The sequence below is a fragment of the Acetonema longum DSM 6540 genome (assembly GCF_000219125.1).
In the GTDB taxonomy this organism is placed as follows: Bacteria; Bacillota; Negativicutes; order Sporomusales; family Acetonemataceae; genus Acetonema; species Acetonema longum.
This window is the reverse complement of record NZ_AFGF01000294.1, coordinates 1-19619: the sequence shown is the minus strand read 5'-3', so window position 1 is coordinate 19619 and position 19619 is coordinate 1. Positions and strand designations below refer to the sequence as shown.

The following is a 19619-nucleotide window of genomic DNA, read 5'->3' as shown; positions in this document are numbered from 1 at the left end:
GTGTGGGTCAGGGCCATGCAGGGAATTCGTTTCAAACAAGAACCGGCCTGTATCCATTATTTTTATGGATGCAGGCCGGTTCTTTATGAAGAAAAACAGCAGGCAAAACAAGAATGATCCGTCGCGGCTTTACCGGCCGCTTTTCTCCACCAGCGCCGCCCATTTTTCCGCCGTCTCCCGGGTCAGGCAGCCGGCGGGCATGCGCCACGCCCAATTGCCTTCGGCCTTGCCGGGGCGGTTCATGCGGGCGGCACTGTCCAGACCCAGGATGTCCTGCATGGTCAGGATCGTGGTATCCGCCTGACGGCTCAGGGCATATTCCATAATTTTCTCCGCCAGCAGCACATCGTTCCCGTTCCGCCTGCCATTCACCCCGAAAAATGCTTTCAGTGCCTGGCGGAGAGACGGCTCTTTTCGCTTCAGGTCCTGCAGCCAGCCCACGGTTGTATCGTTGTCGTGGGTGCCGGTGTAGAGCACCGTATGCCGGCCGTTTCCGGGCTCTGCCAGCCGTCCCTCCGAGTCGACGCCAAAGGCGAAATGCAGTACCTGCATGCCGGGAAAGCCAAACCGGTGCTTTAGGTCGTCCACTTCCGGGGTAATCACGCCTAAATCTTCGGCAATCAGTGGCAAGTTTCCCAAATGGTATTCCAGAGTGAGGAAGAAGTCTTCGGCCGGCCCCTTCACCCAGCGGCCATTGACAGCGGTCTTCTCAGCCGCAGGTACTTCCCAGTAGGCTTCAAATCCCCGGAAATGATCAATTCGAACCAAATCCACCATGGTCAGGAGGTATTCGATACGCCGCCGCCACCAGCGATAATCATCCTGGCGCAGTGTATCCCAGCGATACTGAGGATTGCCCCAAAGCTGACCGGTTTTAGCGAAATAATCCGGCGGCACGCCGGCTACTTTTTCCTGCCTGCCGTCTGAATCCAGGGCGAAGAACTGCGGGTTGGCCCAGACGTCGCTGGAATGATGCGCTACAAAGAGTGGCAGATCGCCGATAATCTTGATGCCCCCCTTGTGGGTATAGCGCCGAAGGTTCTGCCACTGGCTGTAAAAAAGGTACTGGACAACCCCGTGATAGCGAATCTCAGAGGCCAGCTCCCGGCGGTAAAAAGCCATGGCCTGCTCCTGCCGGCCGGCGATGGGTTTAGGCCAGCGGTTCCAGGGCCGGTGGTTGAATTCAGCCGACAGGGCCATAAACAGACAATAGTCGTCCAACCAGTCCTTATTTTTCTCCCGGTAGGCCTGATATTCTTCTGTGTCTGTGATCCGGTCCGAACGAGTATAAGCCTGACGCAGCAGGCATTCTTTATAGGGCCTGACCTTTACAAAATCCACTTGACCGGCGGGAAATTCCTCTCCCTTTAAGGTCTCAGTTCTGGCTGCCCGGATCTCTTCCTCCCTTAACAGTCCGGTTTGCAGCAGCATTTCCGGTGAGATCAGGAGAGGATTGCCGGCAAAAGCTGAGTAGGCCTGGTAGGGGGATTCGCCATACCCTGCCGGATGAAGGGGCAGTATCTGCCAATAACTTTGTCTGGCAGCATGCAGCCAGTCGATAAAGCGGTAAGCATCCCGGCCCAAATCGCCAATGCCGTGAGGAGAAGGCAGAGATGTGGGATGAAGCAGAATGCCGCTGCCCCGGGGACGGTTGGCGGGAACGGCCAGCAGCAGTCTGCCTGACAGTGCCGGCAATTGTACTGTCAGCCTGCCGTCTGTGACCCGGAATTCCTGTTCACCGGCCAGCATGTCATATAGAATCTGATCCGGCAGACCGAGCTCCAGGGTCACTGTCAGGGGAAAATGGCCCCGGTTTAAGAAAATCACCGCCGCATTATCCGGTGCGGCCTGTCCGAAAACATCCTGACCTCCCTGAATTTGCCGCACAAAACCGTATACAGCCTCTCCCAGGGCGAAAGAACGGAAATCGCCGGTTTTGAGAACCTCATACTCATGGCGCAGCTTGATCAGCTGCCGGTACCAGGACAGGATATCGTCGTCTTCCTGTCCCCAGGGATAAGTCCGCCGGTTTAGGGGGTCCCGGTAGCCTTCCAGACCGGTTTCATCGCCATAATAGACTGCCGGGGCGCCGGGGAAAGCCATTTGCCACAGGACCGCCAGTTTAAGCCGGGCTTTGCCCAGGGCTTTTTGCTCCGGCTTCAGGCGTTCTTTTAGCTTATCTTTATGACTCAGCTCGTCTTCGGAGCGGCCTTCTCCCAGGACAGTCAGAGCCCGGGGCACGTCATGGCTGCCGATCAGATTCATAGAGGCATAGAAGTTTTCCGGCGGATAATTCTCGAACAGGCTCATCAGGCGGCTGTGCGCCTCCTGGGCGCCGCTCTGCCCCAGCAAGAACCCGATGACCGTATCCCGAAAGGGATAATTCATGACCCCGTCCAGTTCCTCCCCCCAGAAATACTGCCGCAGCCGGCCATAGCTTTCCTTGCGGGAAGCGTCTTCCCAGACCTCGCCGATCAGGACGGCGTCCGGGTCTTCTGCTTTTAGCACTTCGCGGAACTTACGGACGAATTCATCCGGCAATTCATCCACCACGTCCAGCCGCCAGCCTTTTGCCCCCAGTCTGGCCCAGTGCCTTACCACACTGCCGGGGGAGTCTATGATATAGTCCTGATAGCTTGCCTCCTGTTCATTTACATTGGGCAGGGTGTCCACTCCCCACCAGCTTTCGTACTCATCGGGATACCGGCTGAAACGATACCAGGGATAGTAGGGAGACTCTTTGGACTGATACGCCCCGATCCCGGGATAGGTCCCTTCTTTATTGAAATAAATGCTGTCGCTGCCGGTATGGCTGAACACTCCGTCGAGAACGACCCGGATGCCGATCTGGGCAGCGGCGGCGCACAGTTGGGCAAAAAGCGCATTATCCCCCAGCATGGGGTCAATAGTCTTGTAATCCGCCGTATCATAGCGATGATTGCTGGAGGAGGCAAAGATGGGGTTAAAGTAAATGGCGGTAATGCCTAAGTCTTTCAGATAAGGCAGTTTGGCCAGCACTCCCTGAAGGTTGCCGCCGAAAAAATCATAGGCCAGAATGGGGCCGCTCTCGCCATCCTTGATATAAAAAGGATCATCCCGCCAGCAGGCATGAAGCAGACTGCCGGGCTTGGGGTTCCGCACCTTGCCGTCAGGGCTGCCGTTATAAAAGCGGTCGGGAAAAATCTGATAGATCACCGCCCGTTTCCACCAGTCCGGACTGACCGCCGGCTGATAAACCGTAACCTGGTAAGAACCGGGAGGCTGGTCCGCGATGCGGCCCAGTCCGCCCAGCATGGCTTGGTTGTTGCCGTAATAGAAGGTCCGGCCTGCGGCGTTCACGAGAAAGTAATACCAGATCAGGCCGGCATCCCCTGCCTGGATCTCTGTTTCGTACCATTCAGCCCCCTGACTGCTGCCGCGGTGAGAAAGCGTCAGCAGCTGCTCTCCCTGTCCGTCCCGCCACAGGCGCAGCATCACGGCTGTAACACCCATCCGCGGCAGGACTGCCAGACTGAGGCGAATCGTTTGGCCGCAAGTAACGGCGCCAAAGGGAGAGCGGAATTCCGCCCGGTGGGAATGGTGCATCATCCAGACGTCGTCCGCCCCGTTTAACTCCTGTATGGTTTCACGCTGATTCATGAAGAAACCCCTTTTTGCTTTGTTTTGTTCTTTACTCTTTAGGCTGTTATATATTATAAGAAAATTCGCGCACTCGCTCCTGATTCCTGTCACCGCCGATCCATTCCGACCATATAGGGGTCGCCGATGACCACAGGATTGATTTTCCAGATGCCGACGGCATATTCCGATACCGTTCGGTCACTGGAAAAAAAGCCTGCGTGGGCAATATTATGGATGGCCATGCGGCCCCACCTCTGCCGGTCGGCAAACAGCCGGCCCGCCGTTTCCTGGGCTGCGGCATAGGGGAAAAAATCTTTCAGGACAAAAAATTCATCATTGTCATGGAGCAGGGAATTAAAAATAACGCGGAATTCTTCCCCGGGCGCCGGTAAAAAACCGTTGACCAGCTGGTCTAAAACCAGCTGCAGGCGAGGCTGGCTGTGATACAGATCCCAGGCCCGATAGCCGCCCTGTTGATAATATTGCAGGACCTCGTCAGCAGTTAAGCCGAAGATGATGATGTTTTCATCGCCGACTTCCTCCCGGATTTCAATATTGGCCCCATCCAGGGTACCCAGGGTAATGGCGCCGTTCAGCATAAACTTCATGTTGCCGGTGCCGGAGGCTTCCTTGCTGGCGGTAGAGATCTGCTGACTCAGATCGGCAGCCGGGATAATCAGTTCGGCCAGGGACACACTATAGTTTTCCAAAAAGACGACTTTTAATTTATCCCTGATCCGCGGGTCATGATTGACCATCGCCGCCAGGGTATTCACCAGCTTGATCACCCGTTTGGCCAGATAATAGCCCGGCGCGGCCTTGCCGGCAAAAATGAAGGTCCGGGGCGGGATATCCAGATCCGGGTTCTCTTTCAGCCGGTTATAGAGATCCAGGATGTGCAGGGCATTTAACAGCTGGCGCTTATAGGCGTGGATGCGCTTGACATGCACGTCGAACAAAGAGTGAGGGTCCAAAGTAATGCCGTATTTGTTCCGGACATGCCGGGCCAGTTTCTCCTTATTGGCCAGCTTGATCGCCGCCACCTTTTCCCGGAAGGCCGCATCCTCGCTATAGCGTCGCAGGCTGGCCAGGTAAGCGGGATGATACAGCCAGCTGTCGCCGACGATCCGGCTGATCAGTCTTGCCAGGTTCGGATTAGCCTGCAGCAGCCAGCGCCGGTGGGTGATGCCGTTGGTTTTGTTGTTGAATTTGTAAGGGTAAGTTTGGGCAAAAGACTTCAACACTTCTTTTTTCAGGATCTCGGTGTGAATTTTCGCCACCCCGTTTACGCTGTAGCTGCCGGCAATGGCCAGATGGGCCATGTGGACATAGTCGTCGGCGATAACGGCCATTTGGTGAATTTTATCCCAGTCGCCGGGAAAGCTGTGCCACAGATGGCGGCAAAAGCGTTCGTTGATCTCCTGCAGGATCATATAAATGCGGGGCAGCAAGTGATGCATGATCTCCACCGGCCATTTTTCCATGGCTTCCGGCAGGATGGTATGGTTGGTATAGGACACGGTGTTGACCGTAATCTGCCAGGCTTCTTCCCAGCCCATGCCTTCCTCGTCAATGAAAATGCGCATCAGTTCCGGAATAACCAGGGCCGGATGGGTATCATTGATATGAATGGCGATCTTATCGGCAAATTCAAGCAGTGTTCCATTTTTCCGCTTATAGCGGCGGACAATGCTCTGCAGTCCGGCTGAGACGAAAAAGTATTGCTGCTTGAGCCGCAGCACCCGTCCCTCGTAATGGGTATCATCAGGATAGAGGATCTCGGAAATAGCGTCCACATCGTATTGATATTGGATATTTTCCAGCCGCTTGCACCGGTTCAGATCGGAATATTCCAATCCCTGCTCCGCCGATACCGTTTCGGCACTCCACAGTCTGAGAGTATTCACAGTTTGGTTTTGAAAGCCAATCACCGGCACATCGTAGGGCACAGCCAGAACCGGCTTGTAGTTTTCATGGATGAACCGCAGCCGGCCGTCCCTAGCCTCCATGCGCACCGTGCCGTAAAACCTGACGATGACCGCTTTGTCCGGCTTGCGGATTTCCCACACGTTTCCGTTCTTCAGCCAATTGTCCGGCAGTTCCATTTGATAGCCGTCGACGATTTTTTGCTCAAACAGGCCGTATTTATAGCGGATGCCACAGCCATGGACCGGCAGGGATAAAGACGCCATGGAGTCAAGAAAGCAGGCAGCCAGCCGCCCCAGGCCGCCATTGCCCAGCCCGGCGTCAGCTTCCAGGTTCTCCAGCTCGTTTAAGTCAATGCCCAGTTCCCCCAGAGCATCCTGGCAAAACCGGCGAATGCCGATGTTCAGTAAATTGGCCCCCAACAGCCGGCCCAGCAGGAATTCGATAGAAAAGTAATAGACCTGGCGCTCTCCCTTATACAGGTACCGTTCATTAGTTTTGACCCATTTCCGGGCAATATGGTTCCGAACTGCCGCTCCCAGCGCCATATACCTATCCATTGAAGACGCCTCTTCCAGGCTTTTGCCGAACATGCCGTTCAGTTTGTCGAGAAAGGTTTCCTTGAATTGTTCTTTACTACTGAACATAGCACCCTCCTCTGAAATCGATTGCCGTAACGCAAACAGGCCTTTTTCAACGGTTCCCTACAGACTTTGGTACAAAGTGACATACTGCCGGGCCGCGCTCTGCCAGCTATAATCCCGGCTCATGGACTGGGCCGCTAGATGATGCCACAGGGGCCGGTCCTGATACATTCTTACTGCCCGCTCCATGGTATGGAGCATGTCGTGGGCGTTATAGTTGGTGAAACTGAATCCGTTGCCTTCCCCGGTAGCTTCATTATAGGAAAGCACGGTATCCCTTAGACCGCCGGTTTCCCGCACCAACGGCAGGCTGCCGTAGCGCATGGCGATCAATTGGCCGATGCCGCAGGGCTCAAACAAAGACGGCATCAAAAAAATATCGGAGGCGGCATAAATCCGCCGGGCCAGGGTCTCGTCGAAAAAAATATTAGCCGACACCTGCCCGGGATGGCGGTGAGCCGCCACCCGGAACAGGCCTTCATATTTCTCTTCTCCGGTTCCCAGGATTACCAGCTGTACATCCCGGGACAAGATCTCCTCCAGAACCCGGGCAATCAGATCAATGCCTTTGGCTTTTACCAGACGGGATACCACTGCCAGCATAGGAACGGACTCGGACACTTGCAGCCCCAGCATAGCCTGCAGCCGGGTCTTATTGAACAGCTTCTTTTCCGGCGACTGCCGGTCATATCGGGCAAACAGAGCCGAATCAGACGCCGGGTTATACAGCTCATAATCAATGCCGTTGACAATGCCGGCCAGCTCATGAGAGCGCTTTTGCAAAAGTCCCTCCAGCTTTTCGCCGTAAAACGGGGTCTGGATCTCTGCGGCGTAGCTGCGGCTGACTGTAGTCAAACGGTCGGAATATACCAAGCCGCCTTTTAAAAAGTTGACCATACCGTAAAACTCCAGGGTTTCGTTGGTGAAATGCTCATGACCAAGACCAAAAAGGTCTCCCAGTACTTCATACGGAAAGTGCCCCTGATAGTGCAGGTTGTGGACCGTAAACACAGTTTTCATCCGCCGGTACTGTTTCCGCTGCCGGTATTGAGCGGTCAGGAGTACCGGGATCATGGCGGCATGCCAGTCATGGCAGTGGATGATGTCCGGCTGAAAGCCAATGACCGGCAGAGCCTCCAGCACCGCCCGGCTGAAGTAGGCGAACCGCTCCCCGTCGTCATAATAGCCATAAAGGCCCGGCCGTTTAAAATAATATTCGTTATCGAGAAAGTAGAAGGTTAAGCCCTCATAAACAAGAGTCTGTACGCCGCAATACTGATTGCGCCAGCCCACTTGCACGGTCAGAGTGGCCAGAGTCTGCATCTGCCGGCGAAACGGCTCGGCAATATCGCCGTATCGGGGCATGATGATCCTCACATCCCAGCCTTCTTTCTGCAGCGCCTTGGGCAGGGAGCCTATCACATCGGCCAGGCCGCCGGTTTTAGCGAAAGGAACGCTTTCCGCCGCGGCAAACAGAACTTTTTTCACGCTTCATCACTTCCTTTTGCAATGGTCTGAGTGGTCTGAACGGAGAGAGGGCGCAGGACGACAGCCGCCAATGGCGGCAGCTTCAGCAGCAGGGAGCGGGGCTGATTGTGCCAGGCCTGTTTCTCGGCATACAGGACCGGAGCGTTGACCTGGCCCGAACCGCCGTATTCCGCCCGGTCGCTGTTGAAAATTTCTTCATACTTCCCTGCCGCCGGCACTCCGATCCGATAGTCATAGCGCACCACCGGCGTAAAATTTACGATAAAGATCAGATAGCGTCCGGCCCGGTCATAGCGCAGAAAGCTGACCACGCTCTGATCCTGGTCATGGCAGTCGATCCAGGAGAACCCCTGCCAGGTAGTGTCCTGTTGCCACAGGGCCGGATGAGCCCGGTAAAACCGGTTGAGTTCAGCCACATAGCGATGCAGCTTGGCATGCATATCATAGTCTAAGAGATGCCAGTCCAGGCTGCGTTTTTCATCCCACTCGATAAACTGGCCGAATTCCCCGCCCATGAACAGCAGTTTCTTGCCGGGGTGACCCATTAAATAACTGTAGAAAGCCCGCAAGTTGGCGAATTTCTGCCAATAGTCCCCCGGCATTTTATCCAACAGCGACCGTTTGCCGTGGACCACCTCATCATGGGACAACGGCAGCACGAAATTCTCGGAAAAGGCATACATCAGAGAAAAGGTCAGCTTGTTGTGTGCCCATTTTCGGTACACCGGATCAGTCTCCATGTACCGGAGCATATCGTTCATCCAACCCATATTCCATTTGTAATTGAAGCCCAGACCGCCCACATAGGCAGGCCGGGTGACCAGGGGCCAGGCCGTGGATTCCTCAGCGAACATCTGGGCCTTCGGAAAGAAGGAAAAAACAGCTTCATTCAACTTGCGGATAAAATCAATGGCCTCTATATTTTCCCGGCCGCCATACTGATTGGGCAGCCAGTCGCCGGATTCCCTGGCATAATCCAGGTACAGCATATTGGCCACAGCATCTACCCGCAGACCGTCGATATGATATTGATCAAACCAAAAAACGGCGTTTGAGATCAGGAAGCTCAGGACTTCAGTTTTGCCCAAGTCAAAATTGGTGGTACCCCACTGATAATTCTCAGCCCGGCAGGCCCAGCCGCATTCAAACAGCGGCTCTCCGTCAAAATTTTTCAGACCGTGGCCGTCATTGCAAAAGTGACCGGGAACCCAGTCCAGGATCACACCGATGCCCCGCCGGTGGCAGCAATCCACGAAATGCATCAGATCCTGAGGCGGCCCGTAGCGGCTGGTGGCGGCATAATAGCCGGTGGCCTGATAACCCCAGGAGCCGTCATAAGGGTGTTCAGCCAAGGGCATGACCTCTACATGGGTGTAGCCCATGTCCGCCGCGTAGTCTACCAGTTCAGCCGCCAGATCCCGGTAGGTCAGAAGGCCGTCGCCGTCTTTGCGCCGCCAGGATCCAAGATGTACCTCGTAAATCAGCATGGGCCCGGATAGGCCCTGATCTGTTCCCTTGTTTCGCTGCCAATCCCCATCCTGCCAGACATACTCATCCAGCCGGGCCACCACTGAACCGGATTTTGGCCTCAGCTCGGCGGCGAAGGCAAAGGGATCGGCTTTTATGATTTTTTCCTGCCGGGGCGTAATGATTTCATATTTATAAACTTCACCCTCGCCCAAGCCCGGCACAAATAAGGCCCAGACGCCTGAATCCCCCTGCCGCTCCATCACATGGAGGTCTCCCTGCCAGCCATTAAAATTCCCAACGACTCTGACGGCCCTGGCGTGAGCCGCCCATACGGCGAATCTGACTCCCTGGCACCCTTCATGCTCGCAAAGATGCGCTCCCAGCATCCGATAACTTTTAAAATTACGGCCTTCATGAAATAGATATAAATCCTCATCCCTTAACAGCTTCTTACCGGTGTCAGCCATCGGCATATCCCCTTTCCCCGGTCCTGGCCGCCGCCGGACCAACCGTTTACTAATGTATTCCGAAAATCTGTCAGATATTCTAAATGGTAAAATACTACAAATAAGGGTCTGAAATCCTTTTAATTAAAAAAATTTCTTTTTCCTAAATATATACAAAAAAACTGCCCGACAGAGTCAGGCAGCGGAGGGAGAAGAACAAGAAAAGTTCTTGTCCAATTTTATTATGCCATATAAGGGGGACTTCCATGTTAAAACCGGATTAATCTTTGTTAAACATTCATAACTCTTATTATTCTGTGGTACTATATACCATGCTGTTTCCATTATTTTCAGAAGAACTGCCGCCGACACAGTCCTCTGGCCCCTATCGATTTTACTATAAATTTTTCGACATTCGGGATAGCACAAAAAAGGATTTATTGCCTTTACACAGTATATAGTATAATATATTTCCGGAATACCCTCGAATCAGTATAGCATATTTATAAAAACCATGACTCTGAACAAAAAAGGGTGATTTTCTATCGAACTGACGAAACGACAAGAAACAATCCTGGAAATCGTGAACCGCCATGGGCCGATTACCGGCGCCCATATCGCGGAGAAACTGAACTTAAGCCGGGCGGCTCTGCGGCCGGATCTGGCCATTCTGACCATGAGCGGCATGCTGGGCGCCCGTCCGAAAGTAGGCTATTACTGTACAGGCAAAACGCCATCAGACTTAATCGCCGGCGTTTTGGGCAATATCCGGGTGGGCGAGGCCCATTCCCATCCGGTGGTGGTCAAAGAAAGCTGTTCGGTCTACGATGCCATTGTCACTATGTTTATGGAAGACGTGGGGTCGCTGATCATCGTCTCGGAAGGCGGATATCTGGAAGGAATCGCCTCCCGCAAAGACATGCTCAAACAGTCCCTGGGGGGACAAAACCTGAACAAACTGCCGGTCAGTATCGTCATGACCCGCATGCCCAATGTAATTGTCACCCATCCTGAGGAATCCGTCTTTCGCGCCGCCCAGAAACTGATCACGCAGCAGGTGGATGCCATGCCGGTGGTCAATCTGGTGCAAAATGACGCCGGAGAGGAAAAATACCAGGTTGTGGGCCGGTTTACCAAAACCAACATTACACGGTTATTTGTCCAATTAGCCGGCCACTAGCAAAGGAGGCGCCTCTTATCAATATCACGCTGCAAAACATTCCCGTCATCTATATACTCTCCGACTCGGTGGGAGAGACCGGAGAGGTTGTGGTCAAGGCGGCGGCCAGTCAGTTTGACTCTGGCAAGGTGGATATTCGCCGCGTACCTTATCTGCGTTCTTCTGTCGAGGTGGAAGACGCTGTCCTGGAGGCGGCCGAAGCCAAAGCCGCTATTGTTTACACCCTGGTCCGGCCAGATCTCTGCCAGTCTCTCATCCATAAGGCGGATGAACTGGGGGTCCCCTGCGTGGACGTGATGGGGCCGGTGCTGGATGTCTTAAAGCGTATCACTCATACCGTCCCCAAAGCCGAGCCGGGCCTGATGCGCAAACTGGATGAGGCTTATTTCAGCCGGCTGGAGGCCATTGATTTCGCCGTAAAATACGATGACGGCAAACAGACCAACGGCCTGGTAAAGGCGGATATCATCATCATCGGCGTTTCCCGTACCTCCAAAACGCCTCTGTCCATGTATCTGGCCACCCGGGGCTTTAAAACCGCCAACATTCCGCTGGTGCCGGAAGTTTCACCGCCGGAAGATTTATTCAAACTGCCTTCTTCTAAGATATTTGGCCTGACCATCCAGCCTTCCCTTCTGTTGGAAATCCGTCAGGAACGCCTGAAAACCATGGGACTGCCCACCGGCAGCGATTATGCCAACCCGGAACGGATCCTGGAAGAGCTTGATTACTCCACCCGAATTATGCGCAAACTGGGCTGCCCGATCATCGAGGTAACCAACCGGGCCATTGAAGAGACAGCGGCCAGGATTGAAGAAATTTTTCGTAAAGGAGCCAACAGGATATGAGCATGAAAAAATTTGTTTACTTATTTCAGGAAGGCCGGGCCGACATGAAGGCTCTCCTGGGAGGCAAAGGCGCCAATCTGGCCGAAATGACCAACATCGGCCTGCCTGTGCCCCCGGGAATGACCATTACCACCGAGGCCTGTAAGGAGTATTACCGCTCGGGCAAAAAACTGCCGGCAGGGTTAATGGACGAAGCGCAAAGGAACCTGGCAGCCGTGGAGAAGGCCGCCGGCAAGAAATTCGGCTGTGACCGCAACCCGCTGTTAGTGTCGGTCCGTTCCGGAGCCATGTTCTCCATGCCCGGCATGATGGACACCATCCTGAATCTGGGTCTGAATGACCAGACCGTCAAGGCTTTGATCAGCAATACCAATAACGAGCGATTTTCCCTGGACGCTTACCGCCGCTTCATCCAAATGTTCAGCGACGTAGTGCTGGAGATCCCCAAGCACGAGTTCGAGGATATCCTGGAGCGGCAAAAAACAAAACAGGGGATCCGGTTTGACCAGGAACTGAACCCGGCTTCTCTGACTGCCATTATTGAAAAATACAAGGCCCTGGTCAAAGAAAAGACTCGCCGGGATTTCCCGGAAGATCCTATGGAGCAGCTGACTATGGCTATCGAAGCCGTGTTCCGCTCCTGGAACAATGACCGGGCGATCATTTACCGCAACCTGAATAAGATTGACCATGATCTGGGCACAGCCGTCAATGTCCAGTCTATGGTCTTTGGCAATATGGGCAATGATTCAGGCACCGGCGTGGCCTTCACCCGCAACCCGTCCACCGGCGAGAAAGCCTTGTATGGAGAGTTTTTGACCAATGCCCAGGGCGAAGACGTGGTAGCCGGCATCCGCACCCCCCGCCCCATCGCCGAACTGGCGCAGGAGATGCCCGAGGTCTACCGGCAGTTTGCCGACATTGCCCTGCGTCTGGAAAAGCACTATAAGAACATGCAGGACATCGAGTTTACAGTTGAAAAGAACAAGCTGTATATGCTCCAGACCCGTAACGGCAAGCGCACGGCCCAGGCAGCCGTAAAAGTGGCTTACGATCTGGTACAGGAAGGGCTGGTCGACAAACAGGCGGCTATCCTCTTAGTGGAACCGGCTCAGCTGGACCAACTGCTCCACCGCCAGATCGATCCGGCTGCCAGGCTGAATGTGATCGCCAAGGGCTTGCCGGCTTCTCCCGGTGCAGCTTCCGGCCTGGTGGTGTTTGACGCCGACAGTGCCGAGCACCAGGCCAAAACCGGCAAAAAAGTACTCCTGGTGCGCACCGAAACCACCCCTGACGACATCCATGGCATGATCGCCGCCCAGGGCATCCTGACCAGCCGGGGAGGCATGACCAGCCACGCGGCGGTAGTGGCCAGAGGTATGGGCAAACCCTGCGTCTGCGGCTGCGAAGCCTTAAAGATCGATCATGAGACCAAGACCCTGGATGTAGCCGGCATGACCCTTAAGGAAGGTGACCACCTGTCCATTGACGGTTCCACCGGACGGGTCATTTTAGGGGACATTCCTCTTAAAGACCCGGACCTGTCCAAGGAATTCGTGGCGGTCCTGGGTTGGGCTGATGAACTGAAGCGCCTGGGGGTCCGGGCCAACGCCGATACGCCGGCGGACGCGCAAAAAGCCCGTGAATTCGGCGCCCAGGGCATTGGCCTTACCCGTACCGAGCATATGTTCATGGGCCAGGACCGGCTGCCTTATGTGCAGCAGATGATTCTGGCCGAGACCCTAGCCGACCGGCAGGAGGCTCTGTCCCATTTGCTGCCTATACAGGAAGGGGATTTCTACGGCATCTTAAAGGCCATGGAAGGCTATCCTGTCTGTATTCGTCTGTTAGACCCGCCCCTGCACGAATTCCTGCCCAGCCTGGAAGAACTGCTGGTGGAAACTACCGAACTGCGGGTCAGCGGCAAAAATCCGGCTGAACTGAGACAAAAAGAAGAACTGCTGAAAAAAGTCCGCAGCCTGCATGAATTCAACCCCATGCTGGGGCACAGGGGCTGCCGCCTGGGGATTTCCTTCCCGGAAGTCTATGAAATGCAAATCCGGGCCATCTTCAATGCTGCCGCCCGCCTGACCGCGGAAGGGGTCAAGGTCTTGCCTGAGGTGGAGATTCCCCTGACAATTGACCTGACGGAAATGAATTTCTTTAAAGAGCGCATCGATAGAATTGCCCAGGAAATTATGAACAGCGCCAAGGTGCATTTCCATTATACCTCCGGTACCATGATTGAACTGCCCCGGGCGGCTCTCTTGGCCGATGAGCTGGCCCAGGCCTCCGACTTCTTCAGCTTCGGCACCAACGACCTGACCCAGACTACTCTGGGCTTCAGCCGGGATGACGCCGAAGGCAAGTTCCTCACACATTACCTCAATGAAAAAATCCTCAAGGAAAATCCCTTCATCGCCCTGGACCGCAAAGGCGTGGGCAAACTGATGAAAATCGCCGTAGAAGGCGGCCGCAGCGTCAAACCCGATCTCTTGATCGGCATCTGCGGCGAGCACGGCGGCGAGCCTTCCTCCGTGGAGTTCTGCCATATGATCGGCCTGGACTTCGTAAGCTGCTCGCCCTACCGGGTGCCTATCGCCCGTTTGGCGGCGGCTCAGGCGGCTGTAGCTAAAAATGAAGCAACGGGAACCAGATAATATACGCTAAAAGAATCATCAGGCCCGGAAAGCCTCGAACAGCTTTCCGGGCCTGATTTCATTTCCATCATAGATTTTAATGCTGAAAAACTTGCCGGCAAAGGGTGATCTGTGTAAACTGTAAGTAGTATGCATAAATTCTATTCTGAATCATCAAGTTAACTCAAGGAGTGCATTTCTTTATGCCATTATTACTGATCAAGACCTTTCTGCTGGCTGTGGCCGGCGGTTGTCTCTTTTATGCCTCGTCCATACCTCTTCCCTGGATGCTGGGGCCTTTAACCGCGGTGCTGCTCTGGCGAAACATCGCCCGGCGGCCGATTTATTGGCCGGTCAACATCCGCAACGCCGGTACGGTTATCCTGGGAAGCCTGATGGGCAGTTCCTTCACACTGGAAACTGCCAGGCAAATCGCTCTCCAGCTGCCGTTCATGCTGCTGGCCACCGGCCTGGTCATCGGATTCAGCCTGCTGACGGCCTCCATTACCGCCCGGCGGGCAGGAATCGGCTTGGCCAGCAGCATGCTGGGCAGTATCCCCGGCGGTCTGACGCAAATGGTCTTATTGTCGGAAGAAATCAAAGAGAGCGACCTTGCAGTGGTAAGCTTTATGCAGACCATCCGTCTCCTGTGCGTCGTCTTTATCGTGCCGTTTATCGCTGTGCACAGCGTAGCCGGCGGATCGCCGGCTGCGGTTGCAGCTCTGTCTGCCTCGACTGCGCCAACGGCGACCCCGCTTCATCTGATTCCGCTATATGTAGCCGGTTCGGCGGCCGGCGCCTGGACAGCCAGCCGCTATCATTTTCCCACGCCTTTTTTGGTCGGGCCGCTGCTGTTCACGGCCGCCCTGGTCCTATCCGGCGTTAGCGCTCCGGTTTTCCCTCAATGGCTTATTTTAATCTCTCAATTAACCGTAGGGGCATTTATGGGCAGCACCATCGAAATTGCCGGTCTCAGCAATTGGAAAATTCTTCTCCCTTATGCTATTGCCGGCGGAGTGGGCGTGGTGCTCTTCTCTTTTGGCCTGGGCTATTTCCTGACCGTCACCCATCCTATTGACTTAATCACCGCTTTTCTGGGCACCGCCCCCGGCGGCATGACCGAAATGGGCATTACAGCCACCTCCGTACACGCGGATTTATCCATTGTATCGGCTTATCAGCTGTCCCGGCTGCTGGTGATTCTGTTTATCGTTCCCTACATATTACGTTGGTTACTGAACGACAGAAAAGCAAAACCTGAGACTGAACTCTAATAGTCTGATGCTATCACAGGAGGCTTGTATGATATTTGACACACACATGCATACCCGCTTTTCCACCGACTCGCGGATGACCCTGGAGGAGGCTGTCGGCCAATCCCGGCAGTTGGGGCTGGGCATCGTGCTTACCGAGCACATGGATCTGGCTTATCCGGAACCGGCAGCCTTTACTTTTGATGTAGACGCTTATTTTCAAAGCTACGGTCCCTATCGCAGCGACTCGTTGCTGCTGGGCATTGAAATCGGTATGCGCACTGACTGCCTGGACGGCAACCGGGAAATCATCGAACGCTACCCCTTTGACTACTGCATCGGTTCCATCCATGTAGTGGACAATATGGACATTTATCAGGAAGGCTTTTATCTGTCCCGCAGCAAACAGGAAGTCTACCACCAGTATTTCAGCTCTATGGCGGATTGCCTGGCCTGCCATGATTTTGTCGACAGCTTGGGGCACATCGACTATATTGCCCGTTATGCCCGCTACGCCGATCCGGAAATCTACTGCCATGAACTCCAGGACGATATCGATCAGGTGCTGAAGTTAGTCGCCGCCAAGGGCAAGGCCATGGAAATCAACACCCGCCGCCTCCAATCCCAGGAATTTGTTGATGCCCTTCTGCCGGTGTATCAACGCTTTTATCAACTGGGCGGACGCTATGTCACTATCGGCTCTGACGCTCATAAGGCCGCTGATATCGGCCGTGGCTTAGCCACGGCTCAGGCGATCGCCGACCACTGCCAGCTAAAGGTGGTAAAGTTTAGAGAAAGACGGATGGAATATGTAAGGGCATAAGAAATCCCCGGGCACATTGCGGTGACCGGGGATTTGCTACTGCACTTTCAAGGTCAAAGGCCCCATAGCCATTCTCATTTGGCTGTTGCGATACACCTCGCAGCGCAATGTACCTTTGCGGGGTTTGAATATCATCAGGTCATAGTAGTCATTCTGCCCGTCCTGTTTGCATAGGAACCGGATATGATAGGCGCCCCGGTCAAGGTCAATCGGCGCTTCCTGGTTGACCATGCTGACCGGATCGGCGCCTGACTTCTGAATGGTCACCTGTACCCAACCCGATTGGCCGTCAACGTCAAAGCTGCGAATCACTAATTCCACCGACTGGGATTGGTCTTCCGAGGTATAAGACCATCTCTGACCGGCCTGAAAATCCGCCGATTTTTCCGCCATCCATCCGGAAGCCGGGAAGCTCCATAACCCAACGATCAGCAATAATAGAACGCGTATCCGCATCAGTCAACCTCCATTGTTAGGCAATATTGGAAATCTTAGGGCTGCCATACTATTACTAGTAGTATGACATAAAGTTCTTCACAAAGCAATGACCGCTGCTGAAAAATAGTCACAGCGTTCAAACCGGCAGTCCTATGGACCGCCGGTTTGAACTGCACCCGCTATATTTTCATGCCTTGCTGAATGGCGCTCAGATTGATTTCCAGCATGTCCGGGCGTTTTTCTCCCATAATGGCGGCCAGGGCTTTTTCCACCCCGGCCAGGTCAATCATCTTGAGCTTCGACAGCAGCGCCCCCAGGGAAACCATGTTGGCCAGAGCGGGATTCCCCAGGTCATTGGCCATTTCAGCCGCCGGCAAGGAGATCAGGTCAATGTCCCGGCGGCCGCGTCCCAGGTCTACGATGGAGTTGTTGACCACCAGTGCGCCGCCTGGCTTGATCCGGGGGAGAAATTTATCATAGGAAGGCTGGTTCAGCACAATGCCGGTATCGGCCATCTCCACTACCGGCGAATGGATCTCGTCCGTGGCCAGGATGACCGAACAGTTGGCGGTACCGCCCCGCATTTCCGGCCCGTAGGAAGGAATCCAGCAGACTTCCCGCCCGGCCAGCATGCCGGAATAAGCCAGGACCTTGCCGAGAAACATGACTCCCTGGCCGCCGAAGCCTGCCAGCAAAACCGTATCCATCATAGGTCTTTCACCTCCTCCGTCGCTTTGATTTCACCCATCTCATACACCGGCACCATATTATCCCGCAGCCAATCAAGACTGTCTGCCGGCGACAGGCCCCAGCCGGTGGGGCAGGTGGACAGGATGCTGACCAGGGAAAAACCCAGGCCGGCCTGCTGCACCTGAAAGGCTTTTTTCAGAGCCTGCTTGGTCTTTTTTATGTTGGCGGGGGTATCCACCGACATGGCTGCCACATACACCGCGCCGGACAAAGTGGCAATGGTTTTGGGGAAATCGACGGGGGACCCGGCCAGCGCCTTGTCCCGGCCATAGGGGCTGGTGGCGGTTTTCTGGCCTTCCAGGGTGGTGGGGGCCATCTGGCCGCCGGTCATGCCATAAATGGCGTTATTGACCATGACCACGGTGATTTTTTCACCCCGGGCGGCGGCATGAATGGCATGAGAGGTGCCGATCGCCGCAATGTCTCCGTCTCCCTGATAGGTAAACACCAGCCGGTCGGGCAGAGAGCGTTTGACACCGGTAGCCACGGCTGCCGCCCGGCCATGGAGTGACTGGACGAAATCGCAGGCGAACAATTCCTGGGTGAACATGGAGCAGCCCACCGAAGCCACCCCGATGGTATCACTGATGATATCCATTTCCTCCAAGACTTCCCCGATCAGGCGGTGAATGATGCCATGAGTGCAGCCGGGGCAGTAAGTGAAAGGAAGATCGGTTAAACCTCTGGGTCTGCCAAATATTTTTTCCATGATTACACTCCTTTCCCCGGCGCCGGCTGAAATGTTTGTATGACCTGGCGGAGCAATTCTTCCTCCGTAGGCAGCATGCCGCCCTGACGGCCGTAGAATGCCACCGGCACACAGCTGGAGGCCAAAGCCAGCCGGACATCTTCCACCATTTGACCGGCGCTCAGTTCCACCGTCAGTACCCCTTTCAGCTGTTGCGTCAGCCGCGTAAATGCCTTTTCGGGAAAGGGCCAGAGGGTAATGGGCCGCACCAGGCCCAGCTTGATGCCCTGCTGCCTTGCCAGCAGGACGGCGGATTTGGCGATGCGGGCGCAGGTGCCGAAGGCGGCGATGATATAGTCGGCATCCTCGCTGTAGAAATCTTCCCATCTCTGTTCGGCAGCACGAATCCGGTTATATTTTTCCTCCAGATGCAGACAGGCGGCTTCGGTAGTCTCATTGGACAGGCCGTAGCTGGTGAGCCTTCGCCGGGACCGGTTGCGGCAGCCGTCAACGATCCAGTCCTTGACAGGCAGGACGGTACCGGGTCTGGCTTTCAGTTCAATCGGCTCCATCATCTGGCCCAGGAAGCCTTCGGCCAGGATCATAACCGGATTGCGGTGCCTATCGGCTAAATCAAAGGCTTCCATAGTGTAATCATACATTTCCTGCACTTTAGCCGGAGCCAGCACAATGAGCCGGTAGTCGCCGTGGCCACCGCCTTTGGTGGCCTGAAAATAGTCGGCCTGACTGGGTCCCAAGCCTCCCAGGCCGGGTCCGGCCCGGCTGATGTCGACGATAACCATGGGCAGCTCATTAGCGGCGGCATGAGATAAACCTTCCTGTTTCAGGCTGATGCCCGGGCCGGAAGAGGCGGTCATGACCCGTGCGCCGGTATAGGCCGCACCGCAGCACATATTGATGGAGGCAATCTCATCCTCAGCCTGCAGCACCGTGCCGCCGGACTTGGGCATATGCCAGGCCAGATATTCCACCACTTCGGTGGAAGGGGTAATCGGGTAGCCGAAAAACAAGCGGCATCCGGCGCAAATAGCCGCCTCGGCAATGGCCTCGTTTCCCTTGAACAACACTTTCTCCATGTTCTCCCCCCTCCCCTATTTGTAGATTTCTAAGGCCACGTCCGGGCACATCGTGCCGCACAGAGCGCAGCCGATGCATTGGTCGGCCTGTTGAACAGCAACGGCAAAATAGCCTTTAGGATTGGGTTTGTCACCGATAGCCAAAACCTGACGCGGACAGATCTTAACGCACAGCCCGCAGCTTTTACAGCGGTCGCTTAACACAACAACCTTAGGCATGATGCCTTCCTCCTTTCTCTAATCCACCTGTGGCCTCGAATCTGGGACCGTTCAAAAAGGTTCAGATGCAAGGTAAGAGCAACGCCTGA

14 protein-coding genes are annotated in these 19619 nt (G+C 54.9%); 5 read left to right on the top strand and 9 right to left on the bottom strand.

The annotated features are described in order from the left end of the window. Positions 1 to 129: 129 nt before the first annotated feature. The 4 genes from ALO_RS20465 to glgB form a co-directional block, all read right to left on the bottom strand. Entirely contained in the window at positions 130 to 3639 is a 3510-nt protein-coding gene (locus ALO_RS20465) for a bifunctional glycogen debranching protein GlgX/4-alpha-glucanotransferase (protein ID WP_004100179.1), read from the bottom strand. An 89-nt stretch (positions 3640 to 3728) separates the two neighbouring features. Then, the gene (locus ALO_RS20460; RefSeq protein ID WP_004100178.1) at positions 3729 to 6194 is read right to left on the bottom strand and encodes a glycogen/starch/alpha-glucan phosphorylase; all 2466 of its coding nucleotides are present in this window, start codon (positions 6192 to 6194) and stop codon (positions 3729 to 3731) included. A gap of 57 nt (positions 6195 to 6251) precedes the next feature. Then, positions 6252 to 7679: a glycogen synthase GlgA gene (glgA, locus tag ALO_RS20455; RefSeq protein ID WP_004100177.1), complete on the bottom strand. Its 1428-nt coding sequence runs from the start codon at positions 7677 to 7679 to the stop codon at positions 6252 to 6254. Beyond that, positions 7676 to 9616, bottom strand: a complete 1941-nt coding sequence (gene glgB / locus ALO_RS20450; protein ID WP_004100176.1) for a 1,4-alpha-glucan branching protein GlgB — start codon at positions 9614 to 9616, stop codon at positions 7676 to 7678. The genes glgA and glgB overlap by 4 nt, the downstream gene beginning before the upstream one ends. Before the next feature lie 523 nt (positions 9617 to 10139). Here glgB and ALO_RS20445 point away from each other — a divergent pair. The 5 genes from ALO_RS20445 to ALO_RS20425 all read left to right on the top strand — a co-directional run bounded on the left by ALO_RS20445 (position 10140) and on the right by ALO_RS20425 (position 16338). Beyond that, complete coding sequence (locus ALO_RS20445) at positions 10140 to 10775, top strand: helix-turn-helix transcriptional regulator (protein WP_040294065.1); 636 nt, start codon at positions 10140 to 10142, stop codon at positions 10773 to 10775. Between the two features lie 29 nt (positions 10776 to 10804). Next, positions 10805 to 11623, top strand: a complete 819-nt coding sequence (locus tag ALO_RS20440) for a pyruvate, water dikinase regulatory protein (protein ID WP_461781522.1) — start codon at positions 10805 to 10807, stop codon at positions 11621 to 11623. Beyond that, a complete protein-coding gene (gene ppdK, locus ALO_RS20435; protein ID WP_004100173.1) occupies positions 11620 to 14283 on the top strand; it encodes a pyruvate, phosphate dikinase in 2664 nt (887 codons plus the stop codon). The genes ALO_RS20440 and ppdK overlap by 4 nt, the downstream gene beginning before the upstream one ends. Before the next feature lie 182 nt (positions 14284 to 14465). After that, positions 14466 to 15536 carry an AbrB family transcriptional regulator gene (locus ALO_RS20430; protein ID WP_004100170.1) on the top strand — a complete coding sequence of 357 codons (1071 nt, stop codon included), beginning with the start codon at positions 14466 to 14468 and terminating at the stop codon, positions 15534 to 15536. Positions 15537 to 15564: 28 nt separating this feature from the next. Next, the gene (locus ALO_RS20425; RefSeq protein ID WP_004100168.1) at positions 15565 to 16338 is read left to right on the top strand and encodes a histidinol phosphate phosphatase; all 774 of its coding nucleotides are present in this window, start codon (positions 15565 to 15567) and stop codon (positions 16336 to 16338) included. 36 nt (positions 16339 to 16374) lie between these two features. Here ALO_RS20425 and ALO_RS20420 read toward each other — a convergent pair whose 3' ends face one another. The 5 genes from ALO_RS20420 to ALO_RS20400 form a co-directional block, all read right to left on the bottom strand. Beyond that, the gene (locus ALO_RS20420) at positions 16375 to 16794 is read right to left on the bottom strand and encodes a hypothetical protein (protein WP_004100165.1); all 420 of its coding nucleotides are present in this window, start codon (positions 16792 to 16794) and stop codon (positions 16375 to 16377) included. Positions 16795 to 16955: 161 nt separating this feature from the next. Next, the gene (locus tag ALO_RS20415) at positions 16956 to 17486 is read right to left on the bottom strand and encodes a 2-oxoacid:acceptor oxidoreductase family protein (RefSeq protein WP_004100163.1); all 531 of its coding nucleotides are present in this window, start codon (positions 17484 to 17486) and stop codon (positions 16956 to 16958) included. Next, positions 17483 to 18235, bottom strand: coding sequence for a thiamine pyrophosphate-dependent enzyme (locus ALO_RS20410; RefSeq protein WP_004100161.1), 753 nt, complete (start codon positions 18233 to 18235; stop codon positions 17483 to 17485). The genes ALO_RS20415 and ALO_RS20410 overlap by 4 nt, the downstream gene beginning before the upstream one ends. A 2-nt stretch (positions 18236 to 18237) precedes the next feature. Further along, complete coding sequence (gene vorB / locus ALO_RS20405) at positions 18238 to 19311, bottom strand: 3-methyl-2-oxobutanoate dehydrogenase subunit VorB (RefSeq protein WP_004100159.1); 1074 nt, start codon at positions 19309 to 19311, stop codon at positions 18238 to 18240. A 15-nt stretch (positions 19312 to 19326) separates the two neighbouring features. Then, positions 19327 to 19530, bottom strand: coding sequence for a 4Fe-4S dicluster domain-containing protein (locus ALO_RS20400; RefSeq protein ID WP_004100157.1), 204 nt, complete (start codon positions 19528 to 19530; stop codon positions 19327 to 19329). Between the last annotated feature and the right edge of the window lie 89 nt (positions 19531 to 19619).

Excerpts from the sequence above, each read along its gene's own strand:
- ALO_RS20430 (WP_004100170.1), top strand. The coding sequence starts at position 14,466 with ATGCCATTATTACTGATCAAGACCTTTCTGCTGGCTGTGGCCGGCGGT.
- ALO_RS20400 (WP_004100157.1), bottom strand. The coding sequence starts at position 19,530 with ATGCCTAAGGTTGTTGTGTTAAGCGACCGCTGTAAAAGCTGCGGGCTG.
- glgB (WP_004100176.1), bottom strand. The coding sequence starts at position 9,616 with ATGGCTGACACCGGTAAGAAGCTGTTAAGGGATGAGGATTTATATCTA.
- ppdK (WP_004100173.1), top strand. The coding sequence starts at position 11,620 with ATGAGCATGAAAAAATTTGTTTACTTATTTCAGGAAGGCCGGGCCGAC.
- ALO_RS20420 (WP_004100165.1), bottom strand. The coding sequence starts at position 16,794 with ATGCGGATACGCGTTCTATTATTGCTGATCGTTGGGTTATGGAGCTTC.
- ALO_RS20425 (WP_004100168.1), top strand. The coding sequence starts at position 15,565 with ATGATATTTGACACACACATGCATACCCGCTTTTCCACCGACTCGCGG.
- ALO_RS20465 (WP_004100179.1), bottom strand. The coding sequence starts at position 3,639 with ATGAATCAGCGTGAAACCATACAGGAGTTAAACGGGGCGGACGACGTC.
- ALO_RS20410 (WP_004100161.1), bottom strand. The coding sequence starts at position 18,235 with ATGGAAAAAATATTTGGCAGACCCAGAGGTTTAACCGATCTTCCTTTC.
- ALO_RS20415 (WP_004100163.1), bottom strand. The coding sequence starts at position 17,486 with ATGATGGATACGGTTTTGCTGGCAGGCTTCGGCGGCCAGGGAGTCATG.
- ALO_RS20460 (WP_004100178.1), bottom strand. The coding sequence starts at position 6,194 with ATGTTCAGTAGTAAAGAACAATTCAAGGAAACCTTTCTCGACAAACTG.
- vorB (WP_004100159.1), bottom strand. The coding sequence starts at position 19,311 with ATGGAGAAAGTGTTGTTCAAGGGAAACGAGGCCATTGCCGAGGCGGCT.